This window comes from Leptotrichia sp. oral taxon 221, assembly GCF_018128245.1.
Classification (GTDB): Bacteria; Fusobacteriota; Fusobacteriia; order Fusobacteriales; family Leptotrichiaceae; genus JABCPH02.
Genome location: NZ_CP072378.1, coordinates 1,148,591 through 1,173,746 on the forward strand (window position 1 = coordinate 1,148,591; position 25,156 = coordinate 1,173,746).

Sequence of the window (25,156 nt, forward strand, 5' to 3'; positions counted from 1 at the left end):
TCCCTTTCTCAATTTATAAAATTATTTTCAATTTATCTTCATCTACATTTTCAATCAATGTATTATAATTTTTATCTACTTTTAGTGTGTGATATCCATCTACTTTCTTCTCCAAGAAATCTCCAACTTCCACAAGCTCAGAATTTATATCTTCTTCAACTTCATAAATTTCATCATAAATCCCTTCTAATAATGATAAATCAAAGATTCTAAATAGTTCTGAATCCTTATTAATACGATCATAAACATCTTGAGTAACTACATAATAAATCACTGATTCATAACCCATATTAATTCCAAAAATTTCATATCCTTTTTTATTTAATTCATAACTCAACATCGAATACAAAATATCAATTAAAGACTCTTCGTAAAAATCTTCTTTCTTTTTAATATTTTCCCAATTGATATCCAAATCTTCTAAATCAATTCCCTCTTCTTTTACCAAATTTTTCAATCCATCGGTAAATCCTTTTACTCCAAATTTATATAAATATCCGTGACTATATTTCACTAAATAATGATAATAAAAATCACCAAATGTATTAATTTTTTCTCCTTCTAAATCATCTTCTGTAAAATATTTTTTCACACTTTCTTCTGAATCAAATAAATACTCTCTTCTTGCTGAAACATAATCTATCAATTTTTCTGGTCTTAACACTTCTGACGCAAAATCATCCAACTGATCATACACTTTTAAATTAAAATCCGTCAAAATTTTTTCATTACCTATCATTTTTAATTTTTCTGATCTATTATCCAATTTCTTAATTCTCCTTCTACTCTTATTTTTTTACTACTTTCCTAAAGATTCTGTCATAAATTTTAAGTTTGAAATTGTTTCAAACTTAACTAATTTCTTTATTTTCTCTTTTTCTTGAGAACTTAATGAAGTTCCGTCAATATACTCTGAAAATTTCTCATCATACTTATCATACATTTTTTCTAATCTCTTTAAACTTGATTTTATCGAATTTCCTTGTCTTTGTTTTACTCCTGCAGACGTTTTTTTAATTAATTCTCCATCAATTTTATTATTTAATTTTACATATTCTGCATCCACAATTGCTTTCATTTCTTGACTTGACATTTTTTCATAATCCTCTAAAGTTTTAGAATCTCCTCTATGATACAAATAATTATTAACAGTTTTTATATTTTCATCCAACGTTTTCCTATCTTTTAAGGCTTCTAAATAAGTATTCATATTCAAATTAAATGTTTCTAACAACATATATGTGTTTGTATAATAATACGCTTGAAAATCTCCTTGATCTTGTAATAATATCGCTAAAGAATCCTTAGAAAATTTTGAATATTCATCCACATAATCAGTATAATAAGCATACATTTCTCTAAATAATGATCTTCTCTTACCTTGTGCTTTCGAAAATTCAGTTTCATAAAGCGATCTATTTTGTTGATACATTTTTGATAATATTTCAGAATACATCGCACTCAAAACATTAACGTCTTTTTTCATTTTAGAATTTGTGTTCACTTTAAAATATTTTTGAAAAATATCTTCTTGAATTTTAGTTCCTGAATCTATCATTTGTTGATTCGTAATCGCCATCAAATTTGTTGCTCCCAATATTAAAACTCCTGTTATAATTTTTTTCATCAAAATCTCCTTTTTTATTTTCCTAGTTTATAAAAGTTTCTATTTTCAATTATTTATACAATTTTTCAGATAATTTTTTGTAAATTGTATCCAAAATTTCTTTATCGTATTCTTCTCCATTCCAAATTTCTTCAGATTTTATTGCTTGAGAGATTAACATCATTAATCCATTCGCTGTTTTCGTATTTCTCAATTTATATTTTTTCATAAGAACTGTTTCTTCAGGATTGTAAACAATATCAACAACAGCATTTGTATTAATAATATTTACATCTTCCAACGGACACGCATCCACTTGTGGAAACATTCCAACTGGCGTACAATTCACAATCAACTCAATATCTCTCAAATTTCTTATTCCAGAATATCTTATAAGTCTATCTTCTTCCCTAATTTTAAAAGTATCATTATCCAAAATTGTCGCTAGATAAATAATATCTGCACCTTTATCAATTAAAACATTATAAATCGCTTTTGAAGCTCCACCAGTCCCTAAAACCAACACTTTCTTTTCATTTACATCAATATCATTCAATTCCAATGTTCTCAAAAATCCAAAATAATCACTATTATCTCCAATTAATTTCCCATTTTCAAATTTTATAGTATTCACTGCTCCGATTTTTTTAGCAATTGGCGAAATTTCATCTAAATATTTCATTACTTCAACTTTATAAGGAATTGTTACGTTTATTCCTAAATATTTACCTTCTCTAACTTCATCCAACAACGCTGATATTTCTGATATTTCCTTTTCTATCAAATCATATTTCGCATCTCTATTTGTCAATCCAAAAAATATTTCATGTATTTCTTTTGAAAAACTATGTCCTAATTTTTCTCCTAAAAGTCCGTATTTTTTCATTTTAAAAATTCTCCTTTAATTTTGTTAATTCATCTTCAGTTAATTCTCTATATTCACCTAATTTCAAGTTTTCATCAAGCGATAAAGTACCCATTTTTACTCGCTTCAAATATTTCACTTCATTTCCCACTGCCTTAAACATCCTTTTTACTTGATGAAATTTACCCTCACTAATTGTAATATAAACCCTTATTTTGTCAGATTCCTCACCATTTTCAATGATTTCCACTTTAGCATCTTTTGTTGTAAAATCCTTCAATTCCACACCATTTTCCAATTTGGCAATGTCTGTTTCTGTAAGTAATTTTTCCAATTCCACATAATATTTTTTATCAACATGTTTATTCGGCGATAATAAATTATGCGAAAGAACTCCGTCATTTGTCAACAACAGTAATCCTTCAGTATCAATATCTAACCGCCCAACAGGAAAAACCTCAAAAGTCCGATACTCATCACCAAGTAAATCAATAACCGTCTTATGAATTTTATCCTCAGTCGCAGAAATCACGCCATTAGGCTTATTCAACATTATATAAACAAACTTTTTGTAAGATATTATTTCATCCTTATATTTTACAGTATCCTCATTCTCATTAACGTGAATTTTCCCATCTTTAACAATCTCATCATTCACTTTAATCAATCTTTTTTTCAATAATTCCTTTACTTCTTTTCTAGTTCCAACCCCAGAATTTGCTAAAAATTTATCTAATCTCATTTTTTCTCTCTTTTTTAATATTTATTATATATAGATATTTCGTATTCATAAAGCAACATTTTTATCATATTCAATATCTTTCACAATTTTTTACAATAATAACAACATATATAAAATTTATAATTTGATTTTTTATTGCTTCATAAAATTTTAAAAATAACTTCTAAATTTCAATTACAAATTTAAATTATAAACCTTGTAATTTCCTAAAATTTGTAAATATGTAGATTTTTCTCTCATTTTTTCCAATGCTTCCTGAACTTTCACATCCTTTATATTTCCTTCAAAATCAATATAAAAATAATATTCCCAAGGCTTAGTCACTCTAGGTCTTGATTTCAAATTAACCATATTTAAGCCGTATTCATAAAATATTTGTAACAAATTAACCAATGACCCAGACTCGTTTTTAGTACTTGTAACTAAACTAATTTTATCACTGCCATCAATTACAACATTTTTATTTGAAATTACAAAAAATCTCGTATAATTTTCTTGCGTATTATTGATATTTGGAGCCAATAATTCTAAATCGTACATTTCTTTTGTATTCATATTTGCGATACAAGCATTTGTCACATCATTTTTTTCAGAAATATATTTTGCACTTAAAGCTGTATTCGTCATTTTTTCTGTCTTCCAACCAGGATGTTCTTGTAAAAACTCAGAACATTGCATCAAAGCCTGTTCATGCGAATAAACTCTCTTTATATCCTCAATTTTACTACCTTTCAACCCTAATAAGTTATGCTCAATTTTATGTTGAACCTCTCCAATTATATAAATATTTTTTTTATTAATCAAATCAATACTATCCCGCACTTCTCCAACAATCGAATTTTCAATTGGTAAAATTGCAAAATCTAATTCATTATTATGAACGGCCTTTACTAATTCAGTATGTGAATTAAAATTTAAAATGTTGCTTTCCTTTATATCACTATGATCCTTTGTATTATTTTTTAATAAATTAATCAAAACTTCATATGCATATGAACCTGGAACTCCTGTATAACCAATCCGTTTATCTTTAAATTCCAACTCATTAACATACTCTCGAGTACTTCCAATCCTAAATTTCTGATATTCCTTACTAGAATCCATTATATCTTTAAAAATAATCTCAATATAATGTTTCAATTCTTCATTTTGAACTTTTTTTAAATTTTTTACAACAACTTCTTTCTCACGCATTTCATCAAAAATTTTTTTACCTGTTCTTTTTTTAAACAATGCTACTTCTTGCACAATATGAAGTCGTTCTTCCAACAACTTAACTAATTGATCATCTATCAAATCTATCCTATTTCTCACTTCATTCAAATCTATATCATTTTTTTCACACATAAGAATGCTCCCTATTTTATTTTTTCATAATTACAAATTTTTATTTTCAAAATCATTTATTGTATTTTTTCCATTAATTATATCATAAATTGAGAAATAATACATTAGTATTTTGTATTATAATTTTAAAAGGCAACTGCTTTCAAACAGTTACCTTCTACATCTTTACTATTTTTTATTAATTTCAGGAACTCCCTTTTCCGTCAAATCATGATTTTTTCTATAAAATTCCCATTCATCAACTTCTTTACCATCCTTAAATTTACAAATTCCATATTCACTTCCATCTTTATCCTGTTTTATAATCGACTCGCCACCTTGTTCAACACAATAAACCGAAGCAGGATTAGCCATTCCAATCATTTTTTGTTCAGGAAAATCTTCATTTAAATCCTTATTTTCATTATTTTTAACAGAAACATTCTGATTTATTCCTACTGGTTTTGCCACCTTTCTACTTACATCCTTGCTATGTGCCTCCAACGACATCGATAATAATCCAACCAATAAAATTCCAAATACTTTTTTCATTTTTCCTCCTTATTATTTCACTTTTGTATTATTTATAGAAACCTGTAACCTTAATTTCTATAATTTAATCTTTTACAATTATCCATAAACAGTTATAACCTTAAAATTAATTTATCATTGTAGACGATTACGATTCCTATATTTTACATGTATTGTACAAAATTTCTATATATTAATCTATATTTTTACCTTAATTCCATATTTTTATTTCATTATTTATCAATTATCCAATCTCTTCAAAATAGTTTTTCTGCAATCCATAAGTCGATATTTTCCGATTAACCAAATAAGCAAAAATCACAATTATCACAAAAAATGGCAAATTATTAAATCCAAAAACTTCTCCACCAATAAAAATTGGTGCTAATAAAGTATTTGTCGCACTTCCAAATACACTTATATATCCTGCAGCCGCAACAAATTCAATCGGCAGACCAAAGAAAATCGCTATCACAACACCCAAGGAAGCTCCAATTGAAAATAGTGGCGTCACTTCTCCACCTTGAAATCCAGCAGCCAATGTCAATGTTGTCAATAATAATTTTAATATCCAGTCATATCCAAAAATTGGTTTTCCTGAAAAACTGTTTTCAATTAAATTCGTTCCAAGCCCAGTATATCGACCTTCATGCAATAATAAAAGTATTACGCTAAGAAAAATTCCGATAATAAAAATTCGATAATATGGATTTTTAATTTTTTCTGCAGCAAATTTTTTCAAAAAACTTTGTAAATAAACAAATAAATTTCCAGCAATTCCAAAAATTATTCCTAAAATTGCAAATTTTACAAATGTCATTGGAGTTATTGATAAAGTTATATTTACAATATGAGTAAACTTTTCCAATCCTAAAAAAGATGAAGTCCAACTGGCAGTAAATGCTGCAACAATAGCTGGAAGCAAAGCATACAACTGCAAATTTCCCAATGCTAAAACTTCTAAACCAAAAAACAACGCTGCAATCGGTGTTTGAAACAATCCACCAAAACCTGCCGCCATTCCTGTTACCAAAAAGACTTTAGACTTATCAGGAAAATTAAAATACTTATTAAATCTATGAGAAAGCGTCGCTCCAAGCTGCACTGCAACTCCTTCACGCCCAGCACTTCCTCCAAACAAATGCGTAATCCAAGTCGCAACCGTCACAATCGGAATAAGTCTCAAAGGAATTTCCTTTTCAGTCCCATGCCCAACTTCAAAAATTAGTCCCATCCCCTTGCCAGTCTTCCCAGCAAATTTTTGATAAATAAAAACAATCAAAAGTCCTGCCAAAGCCAGAAAAGGCACAAAATAATACAAATATTCCTTCCGAATATCTCCAATTAAAAGCAATCCTCTTCCAAAAATCGTATCAATTATTCCAACGATAAGACCAATAATAATACCTGCTATTATCAATTTTAAATACAGAAAATATGAATGCTGGTAGCTTTCTTTTATATTTTTTAACATAATGTTTTCCTTTCTTTTATAGATTTGATATTATAACATCTTAATATTAGCACACATGGGTTAAAAATACAATAATATAAAAAAACTGTAAATGAAAATTAATTCAAATACAGTTTTTTTCTTTTATGAAACTCTAAAAACAAAACTTATTCATAATCACTCAAAATTTCAGCCAATTTTTCAGAATTATAAAGAGCAGATGTTATAAAAGTATGATCCATAATTCTATATATTTCTATCAATTTTTTTGAATTATACAACAATAATTCTCCTTTTCGCTCTTTCACATTCAATTTTTCCTTCAAAACTTTACTCGCATTTTTCTTGTAATCCTCAATTATTTTTGCATGTTCTTCATCCGTCGTAGGTGAATCAAAAACTGCCGAGAACAACTGATTATCAGAAAAAGCAAAACTATTTAACTCTCTTTTTACACCCAACGGATCTTCCACATTTACAAAATAATAAACAGCATAATTTCCATTATCATGCGAATTTGATAGTGGCTCACTTTTTATAATATTTTTCAATTCTTTTGGAGAAATCCCAAAATTGATTTTATTTGTAACTTTTGCATTGACAGTTCCTGCAAAAACAGTCACTGAAAATAACATCATCATAAATAATAAGAATTTTTTCATTTTATCACTCCTCATAAATAATTTTTAAAATTGATTCAACATAAGTATACCGCATAAAAAATAAAATTCCAAATAAAACATGATTTTTTCAATTGTTCTGAAATAAAAAAAGAAATCCAAGACCAATATCTCAAATTCCTTTTTTAATATTCTAAATTTTTCTAATTTTAATAATTTTCCAAAAAACTATCTAATTTTTTCTAAAGTATTTTGAACTCTCTTCAAAGTTCTCTCTTTCCCAATAACTGCAATTACAGTATACAAGTCAGCTCCTCTAGCTTTTCCAGTAACAACTGCTCTAAGTGGCATTAATACTGCTGCTGGTCCTTCACCTAGTTCATCTTGCAATCCGTGTAAAATTTCTTTTGCTTCTTCTTCAGAGATTTCTTCATTTAAAGCATTAATTTTTTCTACAAATAATTCGATAGATTTTTTACCAACTTCTGTTTCCAATGAATTTCTCAATCTTTCAACAGATTTTCTCGCTTTTTTGTTCATTCCTTCTTCAACAACTGGCAATTCAAACTCATCTTCAAAGTAAATTGATGAAATTTCAGGTAATTCTTTCAAAGTATGAGCTCCCTCTCTTGAAATCTCTACAATTCTTCTCAATTTTGCAAATTCTTCATCAGATAAGTTTTCGTCAGCGTAATATCCAGCTTTCACAAAATACGGAATCGCTAGTTTAGTCAATTCGTCTAAATCTTTCAATCTCATATGATGATTATTTACCCAACCTAATTTAACCAAGTCAAATACAGGTCCTCCAAGCGAGATTTTATCAAACGAAAAGTTTTCAATCATTTCTTCAATTGTAAAAATTTCTTTATTTTCTCCAAAGCTCCATCCCATTAAAGCCAAGAAATTTAAAAGTCCTTCCTTCAAATATCCTTCTTCTTGGTAATAGTTCAATGAAACTGGATTTTTTCTCTTAGAAATTTTAGTTTTATCCGCATTTCTCAAAAGTGGCATGTGATACCATTTTGGCTCATCCCAACCAAACGCTTTGTACAATTGAATATGTTTAGGCGTAGACGAAATCCATTCTTCAGCTCTAATAACATGTGTAATTCCCATTAAATGGTCATCCACGATATTTGCCAAATGATAAGTAGGGAATCCATCAGATTTTAACAATACTTGGTCATCAATTTTACTATTCTCAAATCTAATTTCTCCTCTTAAACCATCATTTACAATAGTTTCCCCTTCATAAGGCATTTTCAATCTAATTGTATAAGGTTCTCCTGCAGCCAATTTAGCTTCAACTTCCTCTTTAGAAAGGTTTCTACAATGACCGTCATATCCAGGTGCTTGTTTCATTGCAGTTTGTCTTTCTCTCAATTTTTGCAATCTTTCAGGTGTACAAAAACAGTAATATGCCTCCCCTTTTTCTACCAATTTTTCAGCATATTCTTTATATATTTCAAATCTTTCAGACTGTCTGTAAGGACCTCTATCCCCACCAACATCTGGACCTTCATCATAATTAAGTCCAAGCCATTTCATCGCATCAAAAATTTGTTGTTCCGAATCCTCAGAAAATCTAGTTCTATCCGTATCTTCAATTCTCAATAAAAAGTCTCCACCATTATGTTTTGCAAACACATAATTAAAAAGACCAATGTAGGCAGTTCCCACATGTGGATCTCCAGTTGGAGACGGTGCTATTCTAACTCTTACTCTTTTGTTATCATTATTTGACATTTTTTCTCTTTTTCTCCTATCTATTTGTTATTCTTTTTATATTATATAATAAAATGAATTATTGTGCAACAACTATTGTGTAAATTCCAATTTTACAACAACGGTTATCTAAAAATTCTAATTTTCTTCTTTTAGGTTATATTTCTTTACATAATCTTCCATCATTTTCACTGCTATCGGCCTATTAGATCTTCTCGCAAATTCAATTACTGTTAGTCCCCATTTATCCTTTGCTAGAAGAGGAAGTCCTGGTTGAGAAAATATCAGTTGATATAGTGGTAACATTTCTATTTCAGGAGTACCGATATTAAATAATTCCTTGAATGAAACCGTTTTTTCTTTCTTATATATTGTTGTTATATCCGCACCTTTTTCCAATAATGTTTTACACAATATTGTCATTTTTATTGTATCTCGTCGTCCATAAGAAAATAATGGAAAAAACATACTCATTCCATCTTCTGTTACTACTTTAACATCAGCTCCTTTATTTATTAAAAAATTAGTAATTTCATAACGTGCAATGCTATTAGTATTTGCTAATGCATGAAATAATATACTATCTCCTGATGCATCTCCAATTTTTTCATCTCCTTTTTTGAATATTTCTATAACATCTTTTAATGTTCCAAATCTTACTGCTGCCCATATTGTTTTATATTTTGACATTTTGATATCTCCTTCCTATTATTTTGCAGGTATTTTAATTTGTTGTTTTTGAATTATATTTTGTATATTATTTATATAATCTGGCTTATACTCTAATAATGGTACTGTTTTGTATTCTTTTCCACATCTTGCTTTAAACCTCTATTTATAAGCAACTTTCACTTTTTCTGTTCAGACTATTAAATATTTCTATAACTATATTTTAACAGAAAAATTTTTTTTAGCCATAACAAAAACCTCCAAATATTATACAGTTATTTTACCATATATTATTTAGAGGTTTACACAAAAATTTTTACACACCCTTTACACAAAATTCTGTACACTCTCAAAATAAATCCAGTAAATTCAATACTTTACTATTCTAAATTATAGATTCTCTCTACTTCTAGTATAGACTATTTAATATTTTTTTGGCTATTTTAATTTCTTCATATTTTTTAACATTATACATACAATAATATGAATTTTTAAAAATATTATGTATTTTTTTACTTAATTCAAAAATAGTTAGTTGTTCATTCACAACATTTACGATATCATTTATTTCATTACAATATTCATTATCTAAAGCTATATCCATTATTTTTAGTGGATCCCATTCATTTATTATTTTTTTTATCTTTATATATTGTTCCATATAATGATCTAAATTTTTATTATCTATTTTAATTTCTATTTTTTTAAGATTATCAAACTCGATATCCAGAAGATTATATTTTTTCGAAAAATCTAAAATTTCTTTTGATTTTTCAATTTCAATGTTGGGTTTAGAACTATATTCATCAGAAAATTTATTTTTAAAAATATTTCTTATGCATAAAGAAAGATCATTTACAGTCATAATTTTTTTTATAATAATTTCGTCTCTAATCTCTTTAATTTCCGTTTCATATTCGTCATCTAAGTCAAAATATATTAAATTCATGGGATCCCATTTATTTATAACCTTTTTTATATCATTTCCAAATTTTATTACCTCTAATAATTCTTCTCTATTTTTTAACATTTTACCTACTTTCCAAATAATCTTTTCACTATTTCCTTCATTGAAGCATCATAATATGCTGAAGAATAAGTTGTAATAAGAGTTCCTTTTTCTGTTATGTACGCATATTTTTCTCCAGCTTGTTTTAGTACTTTTCCATTTTTTATAAAATACTCTACATCTTTACGAGAAACTCCTCTTTGTTGCATTCTTTCAAATGCGAGAGTATAAAAATTTTTGTGTAAATAGAATAGCGAAGTGTTGAATTTACTAGATTTTCTATTAATTTGCATAAAATTTTGGACTATCCCTTATTTTACTTATATTTTTTCAAACTTATTTTCATCTTCATAATATCTGCTTGCACTTTTTCTTTTATCATTTTCAACATCAAGAAGATAATAAATTCTTTTATCTTTATCATGCCAATAAATTTTTCTAACAGTTGCTTTTTTATCAGGATATTTAATTAATTTAACTTTATCACCTATATCAAATTTTGGTTTACTTGTCAGTTCATATCCTTCTCTTTTTATTCTCATTTTTTCATGGGTTGTTAATAATTCTACTAGTATGTATTCTTCATTCTCATCATCTCTTACACACTTTAATATTGTAGAAGTTGGATCTCCGTATACTTTTTTTGTACTCTCAAAATCATAATATTTTAATCTTGATTCCATATAAGAACCCTTTAAAACACCATAAGTTCCTAAATAATTTTGTTTCATTTATTTCACTTCTCCTTTTTGTATGGGGTAAATTTCTCAAATATTATATAGTTATTTTACCATATATTATTTAGAGGTTTACACAAAAATTTTTACACACATGATAAACTATTATATTTTGAGCTTACACAAAATTATGGACACTTTTTACAAATCATTTATTTTTATTTCTAAATAACTTTCTAATTCTTTTGGCAACATTAAAAATGCTTTTTTCCCCAACAGAACTCTTTTATATTCTTCTAAAGTACAACTCCAGTCTGGCCAATCATAAAAGTCCGATTCAAACTCTACCCTGTCTTTATATACGGAAGTGAAAAATATCTCTGTTCCTGTTTTAAAGCACTCTATTTCCCCACTCTCCACTCTTTTTATTTCTTCCAGTTCATAATCTACATCTGAAACATATCTCATCTCCCATACAGCTCCAGCTAAATAACGTGAGTAATTAACATCATATTTTTCATCATCTATAACATCACAGTCTGGAGACCATAATTCTCCATTTTTAGCTATCTTATAAAAAAATTTCACTTTCATTAGTTTCCTCCTTCATACATTGGAAAGGCTCTTGTTCCCTTCTTATTTAAAAATCCTTCTATTTTTACTCCACTTGGTGAAGTCCCTTCCCAATGAATACCTCTATTTGTTGTTTCAGTCATAAAATCAATACTGTTCCAAGCACCATTTATTTCCCATTTTGTTTTCTTTATACTCCAAGCATATAATCTAAACTTTTAATATTTAATCTTTTTTTTATATTTGAGATAATACTTTTTTCTTTTTCTGTATTTAAATAATAAGATATATTTAAAACCCAATATCCCAATTTTTCTTTTAAATTTTCTACATTGCATGATAAATATTTATCAATAGATATTAAGTTCCACAACTCAGTTAATGCTTCAAAAAAATTATCAATTTCTGAAGGTTGATAAGATAAAATCTTTAGTATTCTTTCTTTCCATTCTTCTCTTGAAATATTATTTTCTGTAATACTAGTATTTATTAATTTGATTTCATCATTTTCAATTTGATTATAGATATCTTTTAATCTACCAATTTTATAACTTTCATTTAATTCTTTTTCTATTTTTTCTTTTCTTTGAAAAAAATTTTCCTTTATTATATCATCCATATCAAATTCAATATAAATATCTTCTTTAGTTTGTACGTATAATGAAAATACCTCATTTGGAAATATTCCATGTGTTTCAAACATCATCATTGTTTCATTTCTATTAAAATCTTCAAAAATTTTTTCCATTTGTATATCTGAACTAATTAATTGATATGCTGTTATCCCATTTATTTTTACTAGAGCATTTTTCAAATATAAAAAATTTTTAGCTACTAAATATTCAAAAGAAGTTTTGTATATTTCTTTTTTTAAACTTTCTGGTAATTGAATCCATATGTTTTTATTTCAATACCAATATTTTTTCCATTAAACATGAGAAGTCTTTTATCATCATATATATATGGAATACTACAATAAGCACCTAATACTTCTAATTCATTATTCCAACCATTTTGTAATTTTAATTTTATCTTCATAAATATCCTTTCAAAAAATGTTATTTTGTTTTATTCTTTAATTATAGGGAAGTTTCCAATATAATCAGTTACTTTTTCAAAAAAATTTTCTTTTATTTTTTTTAAGCTCACTTTATTTCCCACCTTTACTTAAAGCTCTATTTATAAGAAAATTCCACTTTTTCTATTCATATTATTAAATATTTCTATAACTATCACAAAAATTTTGGACATTTTCAATTTCTTTTAGATTAATCCCAGTAATGGCTTAAATATATTATTCATTTCCACAAATTCTTCATAAGTAATATCTGCCTTGTCATTAAAGATAATGTATATACCCTTTTCAAGTAACTGAACTCCCTTCGCTTTCCCTTTGAGTCTTTCTAGAAGCTCTTCCTTTGGTACTTTTATCAGCTTATTATAACTTTCTTCATTGAAGTACATCACTGGAGATAGTGTAAATAATACATCTCCCAGCATTCCTATGTTACAATTTTTCTCCTTCAGTTTTAAAAATTCAGGATTTATACTTTCTCCATAAGTTCTTGTTTCCGGAGTTCTTCCTTCCTCATAAGCACCATTATAAGCTACATATAAATCAGCAACATAAGGATCAAAAATATTTATCACTTTTGGAAGATCATTGTATATTATTTTCTTATAATTTATTAACTTATATGTTATTTTAAAATCATACTCCAGAGAATCCCATCTTCCTTTCTCTGAACTTTCATCTCTCCATATATAATCTCCTGATATCGAAACTCCTTTTGTTTTAGAATTTTTTGTACGATAATAGGCTCTTATTTCTACACCAAAATCTGGCACTTCTGGAATCTCACTATCTTCCAATCCTAAAGGTGCTTCCAGTTTTGATAGTCCTTCCATAACTTTTTTATGCCTTTCTTCCATCGTTTCATTTGCATTTACTTTTCTGTATAAACGAATTGCTCTTTCTACTTTTTTCATTTCTTTTTTTCCTTTCGTAGAATTTATAAAATCAAGATAATGGGATGCCATCTTAATTTATATTTTAGATTTTGAATTTGCACAAAATTCTGAACACACTCTCTCCTAAAAATTTTCTTTAAAGTTTTCAAACATTTTTTGAACTTCTTTATCATTATAAATATCTTCATAAGCATTAACAATAATTTCAAGTTCTTTCAAAAAGTCTTTTTTAGAAATTATTTCTATATTTTCTTTTTCTCTTTTATATTTTTTTTTGAATTAACCTTTCTGCTTCTTTTTTTGTTATAAAATCACTGATATACTTATCAGAACTTTTTCTATCTCCATAAAATATTCCACGTTCTCCAACTAACAATTTTCCATTAGACCCCATACCTCTACAGTAATATTCAATATTTATACTCAATTTATCTATAGTTAACTTATAAATTTCATTATATCCATCATCAATAAAATAATTTTTTAGATTTATTCCAAATTTTTTTTGTGGATTAGATAAAAACTCTTTTAATACATCTTTCCCTAATAAATATGATAGAAATCTCTTTAGTATATTTATATCTGAATATCCTATCTTTTTTTTATGAAAATTTATAGCTCCGATATTGTATTGATTTTCTTTTTTGACATAATTAATTAAAAAATTTCTTAATCTGTCTCTTTCAAATATACTATTTAAATCCATATTTATTTTATATTTTTTTGATTCATCTATATGATTGACATAATTTAAAAATTCCTGCTCTACAAAAGCTATCATATCAGAATATTCATTCATATGTTGCAAGTGATACATTAAAAGATAACATAACATCTCTTCATAAGTATAATATACCCTTTCTATATCTTCTATTTCATTTTCATATTCAAAAATATACAATGCTGTCTCATCTTCATCATTCCACCCGATATTTATACCTAATCCTTGATATTCTCCACTTCTTACTTTTTCATTATTAAAATATATATCTGACATTATATATGGAAAATTACCTATTTCATTAATTACTGTTACTAATAAATCAAATTTATTCATTTTTAAATTTTCAAAAAAATTTTCTTTTATTTTTTTTAAACTCACTTTATTTCCCACCTTTACTTAAACCTCTATTTAAAAACAACTTTCACTTCTTTCCCATAAAATGCAACCCCAATCTTCAAAATATTCTTTATCCCTCTCGCCTTCAATTTCGTATCATATTTCTTCTCATCAATCTGCTTCAACGCCTTCTGCGCTTTCTCTTCCATCCCCTTTTTCGTCTTCGATATTTTAAATTCCATAAGATAAGCCTTCTCATTACTTTTTATAGGGATCATCGCAAGGTCATATCTTCCATATCCACTTTCATCATTTGAAATAATCTCATATTTTCCCATCAAAAATCCTACAAGCCCTATCATAAACACCTGATAAATCTTCTCCATTTCCTTATCCAAGTCAAAATGACTCAGCATATTTATCATTATTTCTCCCAATGTCTTTTCAAATTTTTTAATATCTCCATTTTCAAGCGCTTTTATCAAAATGTTAGTTTTTACTTCTGTTCCAAAAAATCTATTTAAAAACATATTACCAAAATATTTTCGTATTTCTTTATTTGGAATTCTCAAGTTATAAACATCTGTATATTCTGAAGTTACATCTATTTCTTTTTGTTTTTCGTCTTTTGTTAAGTACCCGCTGTATAAAAGTAATTGCCATATTTCATCATCATTATTTAAAAGACTTTTTATCGTTGTTCCATCCGAAATATATTTTTCAATGCTTTCTCCATCAGTAAACCGTTTTAAATCATCATAAACACTTTCTCCCGCATGATCAAGCATATTCTCCAAAAGCGTATTCCCCGAAACATTTGCCCAATATGCCTTGATTTCTTTTTCTCTCACATAATTTACAATAGACCAAGGATTGTACACTTTACTTTCTCCAAAAATATACCCGTTATACCATTCTCTAACTTCTTCAATTTTGTATTTCATGTCAAAATACTCAAGCATTTCAATCACTTCGCTCTCAAGGAGTCCAAAATATTCTGAATAATCCTTACTTAAAATCGTATTTACATAAAGATTATTTAAACCTGAAAATATTCCTTCTTTTATGATTCTTGTTATCCCTGTTAAAACACCATATTTCAATGAATTATTAGTCTTTAGTGCTGAGCTGTAAAATGTTTGAAAAAAGTTTATCGCTTCATTGTAGTAACCTTTATCAAAAGCATTTATTATTGGAGCATCGTATTCGTCTATTAAAATTATTACACTTTTTCCATAATATTCGTACAAATAATTTGATAAGTTTTTAAGAGAATAAATCCAGTCAGCCTCTTCTTTTTCCATAACTATCTTTTCAAAATCATTTTTAAAAATAGGGTTCAATTTATCTTTTAAACCATAAAATTCCATGTATAAATTTTTTATATGTTTTTTTATTAACATAAAATTTTCTTCCCAAGTATTTCCTTTTAAATCTTTCAGTGAAATGAAAATTACAGGATATTTACCCTGTTCACTCATATATTCACTATTATATATTTTCAAATTTTCAAAAAGTTTTTTATTTTCTTCTTTATCTTTTACATCAAAAAAATATTTCAACATCGACATATTCAATGTTTTTCCAAATCTACGTGGTCTTGTAAATAATGTAACTTTCGACCTGTTCATTAACATTTCATCTATTAGTAAAGTTTTATCTATATAATAATATCCTTCTTGTATCAACTCTTTAAAATCTTCAATCCCCACAGGAACAGCTTTTTTTCTCATAAAATCACGCCCTCTTTTATTTTCCTTGAATTTATACATTAATTATACCACAATCTGATATTTAAAATAAAGCCATTTGAATGCTCTGTGACGCTTTCTTTTTAAATAAATTTGAGGACTGGTTAAGTCCTCTTTTCATATTCGCTTTCAATTTTTTTGCTACAATTTTATTCAATTATTTCTAAAACATCTTTTAACTCTCGTCTTATTTTTTTAGGTTGTTCTTCATCCCTATACCCAAAACTTACCATCACAGAAACTCCATATACATTCAAGTCAAGAAGGCCCATATCTGACAAATATTTTTCCAATTGCTCTTTATTAAATCCTTCAATCGCACAACTATCAATTCCTAAATAAGCCGCAACTGTCATCATATTTCCAAGTGCAATGTAAGTTTGTTTTGAAGCCCAGTCAAAAAGTGTTCTTTCATTTTCCAATAATTTTAAATGTTCTTTCTGAAATTTTGTAAATTTATCTTTCACCGCTTCGAAAGCTTCATCAGAAACTTTCTTCAAATTTTTCCAATTATCTCTAAAATATTCACTATCCCCAGTAACATCTTTTCTTGCCAAAATTATCACAATTTCAGTTGCTCCATTCAAGCTATTCAAAGCTCCCCAAGCAAATTGTCTAAAATCATTTCTCATTTCTTCATTTCTCAAAAGTAAAAATTTCCATGGCTCCATACCAAATGAACTCGGTGACAATCTCGCACTTTCCAAAATTGTCTTCAAATCTTCATCAGACACTCTTTTTTCTGTACTAAATTTTTTGCAAGCATATCTTTTATTAAATACTTCCAATATTTCTTCATTTTTTGTCATTTCAATCACTTCTTTCTATTATTTTTTATATAATTTTATTTCAATATATTATATTCGACTTAAACTATATGGAACCACTCGTTTCTGATACTTTTCAATTTCTTTAAATAATTTTTTCTGTTCCTCAGTTTTTGGCATTTCTCCCAAATATTTATGATTAAAAAAATATTTCACCAATGATTTTGAATCAAAAGGACTATTTGGCCAATCTGTATAGTCAAAATATGTTTCAATTGTTTTTTTATCTACAATTATCGTTATAGACTTCCAATTTGTTCGTTTATATTCTAAAAATAAGTCATCCAAAAACAAAAATGCATCATACAAATTTTCAATACGTTCATTATATTCTCTTTCCGATACATTATATATTTTAGGAATATCATTATAATAACTGTATTTTTTATTTTCCTTTGTATTAAAATAAAAATAGAATACTCCAAATCTATTAATCACATCTCCATGAAAATAAATTTTCTCCCATTCAACTGGCATTACATAATCTAGCTGATGTACTGTATCTTTTAGCATGTCATTTAGTGTTTTTAAAAAATCTTTTTGCCATTTTTTTAACATAAAATACACCCCATTTTTTTATTTTTAAAATCTTTATATTAATATTATATCAAACGATTTTAAGAACTGCAAACATATTTACTTTAAAAAATTATGAAATAACAGATTGAAATATTCTCTTCTTTTTCAAAAAAAAGAATGGCCTAATAAAAGACCATTCCAACAAGTATTCTTTTCACAAAATTTAATAATGTTAACCCTATTATAGGCGAGATATCAATTGATCCAGCTCCAACTGGTATTAATATTTTAAATAATTTCAAATATGGTTCCGTCAATTTATCAATATAGTCAAAAAGAATTTCAGCATATTTAAAATATTTATTATTTCTAAAATTAAACCATGAACCAATAGTTGAAATCACTATTAAAAGTGAATAGATATCTATTATTTTTACAAGTATTCCTATCATTTAATTTTCCTCACAACTATTATTTATTAAGTATATTTTTAGCTTTTTGCATATATTCAACTCCAGATTGTACTGTTAAAATAACTGGAATTAACAATAATATGTTATTTACAAAAAAACTCATAGGGAATAAAATGATTAATAATAATGCTATCATTTGTGTTGCTGTTTTCCATTTTCCTAATTTTTCAGCAGCAATAACTACACCTTCATTTGCTACAATTGCTCTCAATCCTGTTATTAATAACTCTCTAAATATTATAATCAATACAAACCATAAACTTATTTGATCATATTTTGTAAGAACAACCAATGCTGAAATAACTAATAATTTATCAGCTAAAGGATCTATTAATTTCCCTAAATTTGTTACCATATTATGTTTTCTTGCAATTTGCCCATCAAAATAATCTGTGATTGAAGCTCCTGCAAAAATAACAAAGGATAATATTCTCATAAAAATTGATAAACCTGTACTTTCTGTACTCAAAGCTATTCCAAGAAAAATTACAAATGGAATAACCAAAATCATTCTTAATGTTGCTAATTTATTAGGTAAATTCATATAAAATTCCTCCTTTTATAAAATATTTTCAAAATTATAGAAATTTATTTTTCTTCTTTATTTTCTTTTGAAATTAATGCTTTCATACTTAAATTAAATTTATTTTCATCTTCTAAAGTAATAACTTTTACTTTTACAATTTGACCTTCTTTTAATACATCTTCAACTTTAGCCACTCTCTTATCACTAATTTCTGAAATATGTAACAATCCTTCTTTCCCAGGTAATACTTCAACAAAAGCTCCAAATTTAGTAATTTTTGTAACTTTTCCATCATATACTGCATTTAATTCTACTGATTGTGTTTGAGCTTTTACCAATTCAAGCGCTTTTTTCATTCCTTCAGAATCTTTACCAAAAATAGATACATTTCCATCATCTTCAATATCGATTGAAACTCCTGTTTCCTCAATTATAGCTTTAATTGTTTTACCTCCAGGCCCAATTAATCCAGCTATTTTCGATGGATCTATTTTCATTAATTCAATTTTTGGTGCATTTTCAGAAACTTCTTTTCTTGGTTCACTAATTACTGCTTCCATTTTTTCCATAATAAACATTCTACCTTCAAACGCTTGTTTTAAGGCAATTTCCATTATTTCTCTATTAATTCCCTCAATTTTTATATCCATTTGAATAGCCGTAATTCCATCTTTAGTCCCAGCTACTTTAAAATCCATATCTCCCAAATGGTCTTCTAATCCTTGAATATCAGTCAACACTGTGAAAGTATCTCCCTCTTTTACAAGTCCCATCGCAATTCCAGCAACAGTTGATTTTATAGGTACTCCAGCAGCCATTAATGCAAGTGAACCACCACAAATACTAGCTTGTGAAGATGAACCATTTGACTCAGTAATTTCTGAAACTAATCTTACTGTATACGGAAATTCTTCTTCAGACGGCATAACATATTTTAACGCTCTTTCTGCTAGGTTTCCATGTCCTAATTCTCTTCTTCCAGGTGCTCTCATAAACCCAGCTTCTCCTACTGAATATGGTGGAAAATTATAATGCAAGAAGAATTTTTTTCTAGTTTCTGATTCCATTCCATCTACAATTTGTTCATCCGCTTTACTTCCAAGTGTAGCAACTACTAGAGCTTGTGTTTCTCCTCTTGTAAACAATGCTGATCCATGAGGAATTGGCAATGTATCAATTTCTACGTCAATCGGTCTAATTTCTTTAGTTTCTCTTCCATCTGGTCTATATTTTTTGTACAAAATAGCTTCTCTCACTATTTTTTTCTCTAAATCATGATAATAATTCTTAAATTCTTTTTCTAAAGTTTCAGAAATTTCTTTTTCTTCACTTTCTAATTTATTCAAGAAATCTTCATACAATTTAATTTCTAAATTATCAATAGCTTCATATTTTTCCAATTTACCTGGTGTCATAATCGCTTCTTCTAATTCTTTTTCATACGAATCCAAATATTCTTTAATTTCAGCATCTACTTCAGCTTTTTCAAACTCATATTTTTCAATTTCAAATTGTGATAAAAATTTATCTTGTTCAGCACAAATTTCCTTAATTTTTTCATGCCCAAACATAATTGCTTCCAACATAACTTCTTCAGAAACTTCTCTCGCTCCAGCTTCAACCATTGTTACAGCTTCCTTAGTTCCTGCAACCGACAAATGAATATCTCCATTTTCCAATTGTTCAGCAGTTGGATTTAAAATGTATTCTCCATCAATATATCCAACAGTTACACCAGCTACAGTTCCTGCAAATGGAATATCTGATAATCCCAATGCTGCCGAAACTCCTATTGTAGCTAAATTTTCAGGTTGATTAATTCCATCAGCTGACATTACAGTTATTACAATATGAACTGCATTTAAAAATCCTTCTGGAAATAAAGGTCTTATTGGTCTGTCAATTAATCTTGAAATCAAAATCTCTTCAGTTGAAGGCTTTGATTCTCTTTTTATAAATCCTCCAGGAAATTTCCCTGATGCATAAAATTTTTCAATATAGTCTACTGTTAATGGGAAAAAATCTTGCCCATCTTTAACATCTTTACTTCTAGTTGCAGTCACTAACAACACCGTTCCACCAGCTTGAATCATCACTGATCCACCAGCTTGTCTAGCAACTTTCCCTGTACTTAATTTTATAGTTTGAGTTCCGACTTGAAACTCGTATGTTTTTTCATCAAACATTTAATTCCTCCTACTTTTTTTATTTTTTAAGAAGGGAGCAAATAATAATAAAAACTTTTATTTATAAATGAAATATATCCTTAAAATAAAAATTTTTATAATTACTTACTCTTAACCTTCTTTAATTTCGCTTTTAATTATAGCACTTTTATAAATTTTTTACAACTTAAAAAACTCTAAATATTAAATTATATTTAAAATATAGTTTAAAAATTTAGAGTTTTATCATTAATTATGTATATTTAATGTTCATTTTGATATAAAAAGCAATTTTACTTAGTTAGCCGATTTCTTTATCTTCCAAGTCATCAACCACCACATTATATTCCAGTTGTAAATATTCCTCCCTGTTCTCAATAATTTCATCCAACAATCTTTCAAATGCAAATTCTTTTTTATTTCTTTCAGTAAATACTAAAAAATAAAGTTTGCTAAAAAATGATGAAATCTTATCATTAATCTTAATTTTTCCACACCTTATCGAATCATGTGTTCTAAGAATAATCACTTCTTTACTTTTATCATCTCTTCCTTTCTCATACAAAAAATAAACCACAAAATTCAATCCACCTAAATTTATATTCACCAAATCATCTTTACAAAAATATTCGCTTTCACTTTCTTGAATTACAAATTCATCTTCTGTATTTTCTTCATCTTTTATCAATAAAATCTCATTATTGATGTATTTTTTCAAACTTCTTAAGTTTGTTATCCCCTCATTTAAATACTCGATTCTTTTTAGCATTTTTGTTCCCTTCTCCCTTTAACTCAATTTTTGTGAATAATTATTGAGCAGTCTTTTCCTAAATCATAAGTTACTAAAAAATTCCATTTCTGATTTTATTCTTTCTATCTGAAACAATACATTCGCTTTCTCATCCCTTTTATTTGTATTCAAAATTTTTAAAAAGTAAATTGGAATAGTTGATTCATTATCAATTAAATTAATAATCTCTGAACTACTAATTATCAAAACTTTACTATAATTATCTCCCATATTCTTTTTCAATTTCCTATTTTTCTTATTTAAAAATTGAATATTTATATTTTCTTCAAAATTAAAATTATCCAAAATGCCTTTAAGATATTTCTGGACATTACTTTTTTCAATGTCTAACAAAACCAAGATGTTCCTATCTTCCCCTGCTTTCTTTTGAATATAATTTGTTTCTTTTATTTGATTTGAATATTTTAAAATTTGATAATCTAAAATTATATCTGCTACTTCTTTTTCACTGTCCCCATTGTTATCTTTCATAACGTTTAGACTTACATTTTCATCACTTTTTAAAAATTCTCTTTCATCTCTGATTTGTTTTCTCAACAACATTTTAAAAAGTTTCAGTCTAAAAAAATTTGTAATTTTAATTTTCTCTATATAGGAAATCTCTTCCAAAATATGATCGAAATTCCTATACTTTTCCATTCTTTTTAATTCCCTGTCTTTTCGAGTAATCGTCCCATTTTTATTAGCTTTTTCATCTTTCAAATTAATTAAAAAATATGAAAAGAAATCATAAATTTCATTTCTAGATAATTTTTTAAAGTTTCCTTCTAAAAAATCGAATAACAAATTACTAATCCTCTTTATTCTTTTGATTCCAAGCTCCTTTTTTATAACTTCAATAAATGCTCTTTCCAGTAATGTTTCACTATTTGAATAAAATTTCTCATAAATTTTTAGTAATTGTTCTTTTAAATATTTTTGACGTCTATCACTAAAATTTTCAATTTTACTAATCACTAAATTAAGTGCATTTTCTGAATCCAAACTAATATACTCAGAGTAATCTATTTTTATCTCACTTAAAACTACTTGCAAATCTTTTTTTATATGCTTTCTTTCAAATTCACTTCTTATTTTTTCAAAACGATATATAGAAAATTTCCTTTTATTTAAAATAATCATCAATTTTATCATTTTTTGTCTCGTTAAAGCATTAAATATAAATATCCTTTTCATATTTTTATGATTTACTTTAAATTCACTCAAATAATAAACATAATTACCTTTATAACGTATTTTCCCCTCATTTCCTGTAATTTTTATCAAATCGTTTAATTTTCTAATCGTATACTTGAAATTAATTTTTTTATCAAAATACAACTCTATCGCTTCTTTTTCAAAAATCTTTGCACTAGTAATCAAATAAAATAAATTAACTTCTTTGTAACTATAATTTAGCAATTTAGACTCTCCTCAATAATATTTGAGTAAATCATAACAACTTAAATTTTTTATTACTAGATTGCTAAATTAAACTGTTTTATTTTGAAAAATACTATTTTTAAAGGGTTTTATACACTATAAAAAAATAAATTTTAAAAAATTACTTTTATGTGAAAATAAATATACAAATTTCTTTATAGAATTATAGTAAAATTACTTTAAAAGTGAACTTAAAAGCTGTGCCTATTTTATTCAATTCCTAAATTTATATAATTTTTAGTAGTTTAATTTTAAATAGGTTCAAGTATTATTAATTTTTTTATTTATAGTAAAACCGCTTTAAAATCGAACTTAAAAGCTATGCTTGTTTACTTGAAACCTAAAGTTATACAATTTTAATAGTTTGATTTTAAATAGATTCAAATATAAAAGTATAATTTTTTTCATTTTTCAAAAAAAACTCAAACAATAGATTTGAATTTACAAAAATTCTTATTTCTATTATTTGAGTTTCCTTTTCTCGATTCAATTTTAATTTTTTGACTTGATAAATATATATTAAAATTTTTCTTACAAATAAAAAATATAAATTACACTTTTTTACTATTTGATATTCCCAATATCCTTTCTAAAATACATTCCATCAAATTTAATTTTATTTAATAATTTATAAGCATTTTCCTTAGCTTCATCCAATGTCTTTCCAAATGCAACGGCATTCAATACTCTTCCACCATTAGTCTTGAATTTTCCATCTTCAAATTTAGCTCCTGCGATAAATACCAATTCATTATCTGAAGCATTTTCAATTCCAGTTATAACATCACCTTTTCTGTAAGTTTCTGGATATCCTCCTGCAGCTCCTACAACACAACAAGCATGAAGTGGTTTCCAAGTAACATTTAATTCCGATAATTTTTTGTCAAATGAATATTCTACCAATTCTAACAAATCATTTTCCAACAATGGTAGAACTGCTTGAGTTTCAGGATCTCCCAATCTCATATTGTATTCAAGCAAGTAAACACCTTTTGCCGTAATCATTAGTCCAAAGAAAATTACACCTTCAAAATCCATTCCTTCAGCTTGCATTCCCTTTAAAGTTGGATTCATAATGTCATTTTTAAAACTTTCAAAAACTTCATCTGTCACATAAGGATTAGGACTTATAACTCCCATTCCACCTGTATTTAATCCAGTTTCATTCTCTCCAATTTTTTTGTGATCTTTTGCTGATAACAATGGTACAATAACTTTACTATCTGTAAATGAAAGTATTGAAGCTTCTACTCCATCCAAAAATTCTTCAATTACAACTTGATTTCCAGCATCTCCAAATTTTTCATCAATCATTATATCGTCAACTGCTTTTATCGCCTCATCAAGATTTTGAGCAATAATTACACCTTTCCCAGCCGCAAGACCACTAGCTTTTACAACTACAGGAAAATCTTTCCAATTATTCAAAAATTCTTTTGCTTTTTCAGCATTATCAAAAATTTCATAAACAGCAGTTTTTATCCCATATTTTTTCATAAAATCTTTAGAATAAGCCTTGCTTCCTTCAAGAATTGCCGCTTGTTTATTAGGCCCAAAAATTTTCAATCCATTTTTATGAAATTCATCAACAATACCAGCTACTAATAATTCTTCACTTCCAACAAATGTCAAATCAATATTATTTTCCTTAGCAAATTTAACATACTCGTCTATATTATTCGATAAATTCACATTTTCAGCTTTTGGCAACAACTCAGCTCCTGCATTTCCTGGTGCTATAAATATTTTCTCTACCTTTTCATTTTGAGATATTTTCCAAGCAATTGCATGTTCTCTTCCACCTGCTCCTACGATTAATACTTTCATTTCCT

Annotated in this window: 28 protein-coding genes; all 28 read right to left on the reverse strand. The window is 26.9% G+C overall.

The genetic code is table 11. The features are described 5' to 3' along the window. Positions 1-13 precede the first annotated feature (13 nt). Entirely contained in the window at positions 14-766 is a 753-nt protein-coding gene (locus J4863_RS05025) for a hypothetical protein (protein ID WP_211617713.1), read from the reverse strand. A gap of 33 nt (positions 767-799) precedes the next feature. Next, positions 800-1,627, reverse strand: coding sequence for a hypothetical protein (locus tag J4863_RS05030; protein WP_249111473.1), 828 nt, complete (start codon positions 1,625-1,627; stop codon positions 800-802). Positions 1,628-1,676: 49 nt separating this feature from the next. Beyond that, on the reverse strand, positions 1,677-2,492 hold the full coding sequence (locus tag J4863_RS05035; RefSeq protein ID WP_211617715.1) for a shikimate dehydrogenase: 816 nt from the start codon (positions 2,490-2,492) through the stop codon (positions 1,677-1,679). A gap of 1 nt (position 2,493) precedes the next feature. Further along, on the reverse strand, positions 2,494-3,213 hold the full coding sequence (locus tag J4863_RS05040; RefSeq protein ID WP_211617716.1) for a pseudouridine synthase: 720 nt from the start codon (positions 3,211-3,213) through the stop codon (positions 2,494-2,496). A 174-nt stretch (positions 3,214-3,387) separates the two neighbouring features. Then, entirely contained in the window at positions 3,388-4,560 is a 1,173-nt protein-coding gene (gene pheA, locus J4863_RS05045; RefSeq protein WP_211617717.1) for a prephenate dehydratase, read from the reverse strand. 168 nt (positions 4,561-4,728) lie between these two features. After that, on the reverse strand, positions 4,729-5,091 hold the full coding sequence (locus J4863_RS09440) for a DUF333 domain-containing protein (protein ID WP_249111474.1): 363 nt from the start codon (positions 5,089-5,091) through the stop codon (positions 4,729-4,731). A 223-nt stretch (positions 5,092-5,314) separates the two neighbouring features. Next, positions 5,315-6,544: a chloride channel protein gene (locus J4863_RS05055; protein ID WP_211617718.1), complete on the reverse strand. Its 1,230-nt coding sequence runs from the start codon at positions 6,542-6,544 to the stop codon at positions 5,315-5,317. A gap of 146 nt (positions 6,545-6,690) precedes the next feature. Beyond that, entirely contained in the window at positions 6,691-7,185 is a 495-nt protein-coding gene (locus J4863_RS05060) for a hypothetical protein (RefSeq protein ID WP_211617719.1), read from the reverse strand. 186 nt (positions 7,186-7,371) lie between these two features. Beyond that, positions 7,372-8,892 carry a glutamate--tRNA ligase gene (gene gltX / locus J4863_RS05065; protein ID WP_211617720.1) on the reverse strand — a complete coding sequence of 507 codons (1,521 nt, stop codon included), beginning with the start codon at positions 8,890-8,892 and terminating at the stop codon, positions 7,372-7,374. Positions 8,893-9,009: 117 nt separating this feature from the next. Further along, positions 9,010-9,561: an ankyrin repeat domain-containing protein gene (locus J4863_RS05070; RefSeq protein ID WP_211617721.1), complete on the reverse strand. Its 552-nt coding sequence runs from the start codon at positions 9,559-9,561 to the stop codon at positions 9,010-9,012. 388 nt (positions 9,562-9,949) lie between these two features. Further along, a complete protein-coding gene (locus tag J4863_RS05075; protein ID WP_211617722.1) occupies positions 9,950-10,570 on the reverse strand; it encodes a DUF1871 family protein in 621 nt (206 codons plus the stop codon). A 5-nt stretch (positions 10,571-10,575) separates the two neighbouring features. Continuing rightward, positions 10,576-10,842 (reverse strand): DUF4258 domain-containing protein, encoded by a 267-nt coding sequence (locus J4863_RS05080; RefSeq protein ID WP_211617723.1) that lies wholly within the window; start codon positions 10,840-10,842, stop codon positions 10,576-10,578. A gap of 27 nt (positions 10,843-10,869) precedes the next feature. After that, positions 10,870-11,280: a hypothetical protein gene (locus tag J4863_RS05085; RefSeq protein WP_211617724.1), complete on the reverse strand. Its 411-nt coding sequence runs from the start codon at positions 11,278-11,280 to the stop codon at positions 10,870-10,872. 147 nt (positions 11,281-11,427) lie between these two features. Further along, a complete protein-coding gene (locus J4863_RS05090) occupies positions 11,428-11,820 on the reverse strand; it encodes a hypothetical protein (RefSeq protein WP_211617725.1) in 393 nt (130 codons plus the stop codon). Then, positions 11,820-11,942 (reverse strand): hypothetical protein, encoded by a 123-nt coding sequence (locus J4863_RS09490; RefSeq protein ID WP_256438985.1) that lies wholly within the window; start codon positions 11,940-11,942, stop codon positions 11,820-11,822. Before J4863_RS09490 ends, J4863_RS05090 begins: the two co-directional genes overlap by 1 nt. A gap of 47 nt (positions 11,943-11,989) precedes the next feature. Next, positions 11,990-12,547 carry a hypothetical protein gene (locus J4863_RS05095; protein ID WP_211617726.1) on the reverse strand — a complete coding sequence of 186 codons (558 nt, stop codon included), beginning with the start codon at positions 12,545-12,547 and terminating at the stop codon, positions 11,990-11,992. Positions 12,548-12,669: 122 nt separating this feature from the next. Next, the gene (locus J4863_RS05100; RefSeq protein WP_211617727.1) at positions 12,670-12,837 is read right to left on the reverse strand and encodes a hypothetical protein; all 168 of its coding nucleotides are present in this window, start codon (positions 12,835-12,837) and stop codon (positions 12,670-12,672) included. Positions 12,838-13,062: 225 nt separating this feature from the next. Next, positions 13,063-13,788: a helicase gene (locus J4863_RS05105; protein ID WP_211617728.1), complete on the reverse strand. Its 726-nt coding sequence runs from the start codon at positions 13,786-13,788 to the stop codon at positions 13,063-13,065. Positions 13,789-14,032: 244 nt separating this feature from the next. Continuing rightward, complete coding sequence (locus J4863_RS05110; RefSeq protein ID WP_211617729.1) at positions 14,033-14,872, reverse strand: hypothetical protein; 840 nt, start codon at positions 14,870-14,872, stop codon at positions 14,033-14,035. Between the two features lie 26 nt (positions 14,873-14,898). Beyond that, positions 14,899-16,563 (reverse strand): AAA family ATPase, encoded by a 1,665-nt coding sequence (locus J4863_RS05115; RefSeq protein WP_211617730.1) that lies wholly within the window; start codon positions 16,561-16,563, stop codon positions 14,899-14,901. Positions 16,564-16,730: 167 nt separating this feature from the next. Continuing rightward, positions 16,731-17,390 (reverse strand): NAD(P)H-dependent oxidoreductase, encoded by a 660-nt coding sequence (locus tag J4863_RS05120; RefSeq protein ID WP_211617296.1) that lies wholly within the window; start codon positions 17,388-17,390, stop codon positions 16,731-16,733. A gap of 48 nt (positions 17,391-17,438) precedes the next feature. After that, positions 17,439-17,966, reverse strand: a complete 528-nt coding sequence (locus tag J4863_RS05125) for an immunity protein YezG family protein (protein ID WP_211617731.1) — start codon at positions 17,964-17,966, stop codon at positions 17,439-17,441. 143 nt (positions 17,967-18,109) lie between these two features. Continuing rightward, positions 18,110-18,379, reverse strand: coding sequence for a YggT family protein (locus J4863_RS05130; RefSeq protein ID WP_249111475.1), 270 nt, complete (start codon positions 18,377-18,379; stop codon positions 18,110-18,112). 19 nt (positions 18,380-18,398) lie between these two features. Continuing rightward, positions 18,399-18,944 carry a CDP-diacylglycerol--glycerol-3-phosphate 3-phosphatidyltransferase gene (gene pgsA / locus J4863_RS05135; protein ID WP_211617732.1) on the reverse strand — a complete coding sequence of 182 codons (546 nt, stop codon included), beginning with the start codon at positions 18,942-18,944 and terminating at the stop codon, positions 18,399-18,401. Positions 18,945-18,988: 44 nt separating this feature from the next. Then, entirely contained in the window at positions 18,989-21,112 is a 2,124-nt protein-coding gene (pnp, locus tag J4863_RS05140) for a polyribonucleotide nucleotidyltransferase (RefSeq protein WP_211617733.1), read from the reverse strand. A gap of 280 nt (positions 21,113-21,392) precedes the next feature. Next, positions 21,393-21,860 (reverse strand): hypothetical protein, encoded by a 468-nt coding sequence (locus J4863_RS05145; protein WP_211617734.1) that lies wholly within the window; start codon positions 21,858-21,860, stop codon positions 21,393-21,395. 63 nt (positions 21,861-21,923) lie between these two features. Then, the gene (locus J4863_RS05150; protein WP_211617735.1) at positions 21,924-23,303 is read right to left on the reverse strand and encodes a hypothetical protein; all 1,380 of its coding nucleotides are present in this window, start codon (positions 23,301-23,303) and stop codon (positions 21,924-21,926) included. 585 nt (positions 23,304-23,888) lie between these two features. Then, positions 23,889-25,151: a phosphoribosylamine--glycine ligase gene (gene purD, locus J4863_RS05155; RefSeq protein ID WP_211617736.1), complete on the reverse strand. Its 1,263-nt coding sequence runs from the start codon at positions 25,149-25,151 to the stop codon at positions 23,889-23,891. Positions 25,152-25,156: the final 5 nt, after the last annotated feature.

Excerpts from the sequence above, each read along its gene's own strand:
- J4863_RS05030 (WP_249111473.1), bottom strand. The coding sequence starts at position 1,627 with ATGAAAAAAATTATAACAGGAGTTTTAATATTGGGAGCAACAAATTTG.
- J4863_RS05035 (WP_211617715.1), bottom strand. The coding sequence starts at position 2,492 with ATGAAAAAATACGGACTTTTAGGAGAAAAATTAGGACATAGTTTTTCA.
- J4863_RS05040 (WP_211617716.1), bottom strand. The coding sequence starts at position 3,213 with ATGAGATTAGATAAATTTTTAGCAAATTCTGGGGTTGGAACTAGAAAA.
- pheA (WP_211617717.1), bottom strand. The coding sequence starts at position 4,560 with ATGTGTGAAAAAAATGATATAGATTTGAATGAAGTGAGAAATAGGATA.
- J4863_RS09440 (WP_249111474.1), bottom strand. The coding sequence starts at position 5,091 with ATGAAAAAAGTATTTGGAATTTTATTGGTTGGATTATTATCGATGTCG.
- J4863_RS05055 (WP_211617718.1), bottom strand. The coding sequence starts at position 6,544 with ATGTTAAAAAATATAAAAGAAAGCTACCAGCATTCATATTTTCTGTAT.
- J4863_RS05060 (WP_211617719.1), bottom strand. The coding sequence starts at position 7,185 with ATGAAAAAATTCTTATTATTTATGATGATGTTATTTTCAGTGACTGTT.
- gltX (WP_211617720.1), bottom strand. The coding sequence starts at position 8,892 with ATGTCAAATAATGATAACAAAAGAGTAAGAGTTAGAATAGCACCGTCT.
- J4863_RS05070 (WP_211617721.1), bottom strand. The coding sequence starts at position 9,561 with ATGTCAAAATATAAAACAATATGGGCAGCAGTAAGATTTGGAACATTA.
- J4863_RS05075 (WP_211617722.1), bottom strand. The coding sequence starts at position 10,570 with ATGTTAAAAAATAGAGAAGAATTATTAGAGGTAATAAAATTTGGAAAT.
- J4863_RS05080 (WP_211617723.1), bottom strand. The coding sequence starts at position 10,842 with ATGCAAATTAATAGAAAATCTAGTAAATTCAACACTTCGCTATTCTAT.
- J4863_RS05085 (WP_211617724.1), bottom strand. The coding sequence starts at position 11,280 with ATGAAACAAAATTATTTAGGAACTTATGGTGTTTTAAAGGGTTCTTAT.
- J4863_RS05090 (WP_211617725.1), bottom strand. The coding sequence starts at position 11,820 with ATGAAAGTGAAATTTTTTTATAAGATAGCTAAAAATGGAGAATTATGG.
- J4863_RS09490 (WP_256438985.1), bottom strand. The coding sequence starts at position 11,942 with ATGACTGAAACAACAAATAGAGGTATTCATTGGGAAGGGACTTCACCA.
- J4863_RS05095 (WP_211617726.1), bottom strand. The coding sequence starts at position 12,547 with ATGGAAAAAATTTTTGAAGATTTTAATAGAAATGAAACAATGATGATG.
- J4863_RS05100 (WP_211617727.1), bottom strand. The coding sequence starts at position 12,837 with ATGAAGATAAAATTAAAATTACAAAATGGTTGGAATAATGAATTAGAA.
- J4863_RS05105 (WP_211617728.1), bottom strand. The coding sequence starts at position 13,788 with ATGAAAAAAGTAGAAAGAGCAATTCGTTTATACAGAAAAGTAAATGCA.
- J4863_RS05115 (WP_211617730.1), bottom strand. The coding sequence starts at position 16,563 with ATGAGAAAAAAAGCTGTTCCTGTGGGGATTGAAGATTTTAAAGAGTTG.
- J4863_RS05120 (WP_211617296.1), bottom strand. The coding sequence starts at position 17,390 with ATGACAAAAAATGAAGAAATATTGGAAGTATTTAATAAAAGATATGCT.
- J4863_RS05125 (WP_211617731.1), bottom strand. The coding sequence starts at position 17,966 with ATGTTAAAAAAATGGCAAAAAGATTTTTTAAAAACACTAAATGACATG.
- J4863_RS05130 (WP_249111475.1), bottom strand. The coding sequence starts at position 18,379 with ATGATAGGAATACTTGTAAAAATAATAGATATCTATTCACTTTTAATA.
- pgsA (WP_211617732.1), bottom strand. The coding sequence starts at position 18,944 with ATGAATTTACCTAATAAATTAGCAACATTAAGAATGATTTTGGTTATT.
- pnp (WP_211617733.1), bottom strand. The coding sequence starts at position 21,112 with ATGTTTGATGAAAAAACATACGAGTTTCAAGTCGGAACTCAAACTATA.
- J4863_RS05145 (WP_211617734.1), bottom strand. The coding sequence starts at position 21,860 with ATGCTAAAAAGAATCGAGTATTTAAATGAGGGGATAACAAACTTAAGA.
- purD (WP_211617736.1), bottom strand. The coding sequence starts at position 25,151 with ATGAAAGTATTAATCGTAGGAGCAGGTGGAAGAGAACATGCAATTGCT.